The following is a 404-nucleotide window of genomic DNA, read 5'->3' as shown; positions in this document are numbered from 1 at the left end:
TTCTACAGGTCTTGGAGGATTCTGATTGTTATCCGGTCTTCCAACATTATTATCATTTCTGTTAACCCTTGGTCTGTAAACAGTAAAGTTATTATTGCCAACTTCCTGTCCGGGTCTGTTAGCATCTCTTACCTGAACAGTTTGAAGAGGCCTTCCTATATTTCTTTCAACATCACGTCTATCAGGGCCTTGTAAATATCTGCTGCCACGATATTCGTTGGTATTATTAATAATAGTTGTATTGTTTATAACGGTTACGTTATTTGAACGGTTTAAGTAATAATTATTAATGTTTGAAAAACCCATGTATCTGTTAGGAACAAAGCACCAACGTTCTCCAGGAATATTTCCGAATGAAGCACCGATACTGATGCTTATGCCCGGAGACAAAGGAGCCCAGCCAT

Annotated in this window: 1 protein-coding gene; it reads right to left on the bottom strand. The window is 38.4% G+C overall.

Annotation, left to right across the window (positions count from 1 at the left end):
• On the bottom strand, positions 1–404 hold a 404-nt coding region (locus tag E3E36_RS12455; RefSeq protein ID WP_206203730.1), incomplete at both ends, for a hypothetical protein.

The sequence above is a fragment of the Thermococcus sp. M36 genome (assembly GCF_012027355.1).
GTDB lineage: Archaea > Methanobacteriota_B > Thermococci > Thermococcales > Thermococcaceae > Thermococcus.
This window is presented reverse-complemented; position numbering and strand designations above follow the sequence as displayed.